We start from the raw sequence: 2,633 nt of genomic DNA on the forward strand, positions 1-2,633 counted from the left end.
TTCAAAAAAACTTCGCCGCCACGGTAAAGGCCGCCCTGCCGGAAGCGGCGCAAGGCAAGCCATTGGAGGTCTGGTTTCAAGATGAAGCCAGGGTCGGCCAGCAAGGCACGCTCACCCGGACCTGGGCAGAGCGCGGCACGCGCCCCCGTGCGCCCCGCGACACTCGTTACAAATCGGCCTATATCTTCGGGGCCGTTTGCCCGGGCCGTGGGGCGACCGCTGCACTTGTCATGCCCTTCGCCAATACCGAAGCCATGAACGCCCATCTGTCCGAGATCTCGAAGACCGTTGCATCGGGCGCTCACGCCATCCTGGTGATGGATGGTGCCGGCTGGCATGGTGCAAACGCGCTCTGCATCCCCGAAAACATCTCCATCGTGATGCTACCGCCCTACGCGCCAGAGTTGAACCCGGTCGAGAACATCTGGGCCTATCTTCGAGCAAACCGCCTCGCCATTTCCGTGTTCGATACCTACGACGACATCGTCACACGATGCTGCGAAGCATGGAACTTCTTTGCAAACGATCCCCAGCGTGTCCGTTCAATCAGTAACCGAGAATATGCAAGAACGGTTCTCTGATTGCGGCTTTGTCAAGCGGGATGGCGATCTGTCCGTTCGGGGTCATGGTTCTCTCCGAGGTCGCGCATTGCGCCTCATGATGGTGTTCGGTGGTGGATCGTCTCCAATGTCATTTGCGGGGTGAGCAAGCGAGCCTGCGCCCCAACCGTTTTTACGAGATCGATCTACCTCCGTCCCGTCGGGACTTCGCTTCCCGCCTTCTCAGCGGCGGAAATTCAGATCAGGCAGTGGCCTCCTTTGTCCAGTAATAGTCCGCGCCAGATTTCCAGATCGTCAGCATCAGGACTGCGATCTTGCGCGCTGTTGCGACTGCAGCCTTTCGGAACCCGCGTCGTCCGGCCAGTCTTACAGCCCAGCTCTTCAGTGGCGAGAAACGCTTCACCTGGCGGATCAAGCAGGACGCTGCCTCGAACAGCAGTCCGCGCATCGTCCCGTCTCCGCACTTCGACACCCGTCCCGACCAGTCCATTTGGCCAGACTGATGCCGCTTTGGTGTGAGCCCGAGGAACGCGCCGACATCAGTCACCCGGCTGAACCGGTCTGGATTATCGACCAGGGCAATGAAGCTGAGCGCATTCACTGGCCCGACGCCCGGAATGGTCATCAAACGGCGCGCGACGGGGTGGGCCTTGGCTTTTTTCTTCACGGCTTTGTCGAGATCATCAGCCGCCTGGCACAGAGTCGAATGGGCCGCGATGAAGCCATCAGCGATCGTGCGGAGGATCGGATCAGTCTCTCCAGCTGCTGCGAGTTGATCGCGGAACGCCTGTCTCTGTCGACCCTGACCAACCCCGGTCATGCGGATGCCGAAGGTTTTCAGGACGCCCCGGATGTGTCCCTCCAAGTCCTTGCGCAAACGGATCAGACGCTCGCGCGCGCCAATCAGGCTGCGGAGCCGATCAGCTTCTTCGCTACGGATATGGACCGGAGTAAACCAGTTGGTGCGTGCGAGCTGCGCCAAGCCTTCGGCATCGGCAGCATCCGATTTATTGAGCCGCGCCGACAGGCTCTTGTGCGCTTTGCGGGCATCAATGCATGTGGTGGGCAGGCCAAGCTTCGTCATCCCGCGCTGCAGCCAGATAGAAAGCATCCCGCTCTCATGCACGATCCGGTGTGGCGTGAGCGATCGGGTGCGAAACCAACCTGCCACGCCTTCCGGGTCCGCAGGACAAGTCCCGCGCGCGATGGTCTTGCCATCATCATCGACAACGCAGATCGAAATTTCTTTCAGTGACACATCCAAGCCAGCATAATGTTCCATAGGTCGTTCTCCTCACGGCTTATATCCATGAGGCCAACATACCGGACCTCGTTCGCCACTGGAGAGCGACCGCCGCAATCACACCATGTCAATTTATAGGTAAACGGTGTCTGGCCCCCACCTTTCTCTGCGCCATGAGTTCTGTGAAGCCTTCGCTGTTCTGGAACAGGGAAGGAGTTTCTCCATGGATGCTACATTGGAGTTTTTCCGGTCAGGCGGAGAGGACGACTCCGCCACAGGCCGGCGGCGGTGGCCTGACGATCTCAAGGCGTGCATTGTGGCGGAGACACTTGAGCCCGGGGCGACGGTTTGCGGGGTTGCTGGCAGGTATGGGCTTCGCGCCAACCGGATTTCAGAATGGCGACGTCTTGCGAAGGATGGCAAGCTGATCCTGCCAGCGGCGGCAGCGCCCTCCGGATTTGCGCCTCTGGTGCTATGCGATGAGGAGCCTTCAGCCCCCTCATCGGCTGGCACCGGTGGCGCACCTTTGATCGAGATCGTGGTTGGCACGGTCATGATCCGCTTGGATGCGGGCACGTCGGCGGCGAGGATCGCGGAGATTGTCCGGGCTGTGGGATCTCCGGCATGATGATGCCCTCGCACAAGGTGCGCATCCTGGTGGCGACCCAATCGGTCGATTTCCGCAAGGGCCACGACGGGCTGGCGTCGCTGGTTCAATCGGTGCTGCTGGAAGACCCTTTCACAGGCACGGTCTTCGTGTTTCGCGCCAAGCGGGCGGACCGGCTGAAGATCCTGTTCTGGGACGGGACCGGTTTGGTTATGGCCTACAA

At 60.3% G+C, this 2,633-nt stretch carries 4 protein-coding genes; 3 read left to right on the top strand and 1 reads right to left on the bottom strand.

Going from position 1 to position 2,633, the window contains the following annotated elements:
* Positions 1-581 (top strand): IS630 family transposase (locus LCF60_RS24325; RefSeq protein ID WP_292295103.1); only part of this gene is annotated, 581 nt, incomplete at its 5' end.
* A 220-nt stretch (positions 582-801) separates the two neighbouring features.
* Here LCF60_RS24325 and LCF60_RS24330 read toward each other — a convergent pair.
* Positions 802-1,842, bottom strand: a complete 1,041-nt coding sequence (locus LCF60_RS24330; RefSeq protein WP_292295104.1) for an IS110 family transposase — start codon at positions 1,840-1,842, stop codon at positions 802-804.
* Positions 1,843-2,026: 184 nt separating this feature from the next.
* On the opposite strand from LCF60_RS24330, the gene LCF60_RS24335 reads away from it, so the two are divergent.
* Positions 2,027-2,431: a transposase gene (locus LCF60_RS24335; protein ID WP_292295105.1), complete on the top strand. Its 405-nt coding sequence runs from the start codon at positions 2,027-2,029 to the stop codon at positions 2,429-2,431.
* Positions 2,428-2,633, top strand: a 206-nt coding sequence (tnpB, locus tag LCF60_RS24340; RefSeq protein WP_292295106.1) for an IS66 family insertion sequence element accessory protein TnpB, incomplete at its 3' end; no start/stop codon positions are given. The genes LCF60_RS24335 and tnpB, both read left to right, overlap by 4 nt.

The organism is Marivita sp. (genome assembly GCF_020055635.1).
GTDB lineage: Bacteria > Pseudomonadota > Alphaproteobacteria > Rhodobacterales > Rhodobacteraceae > Marivita.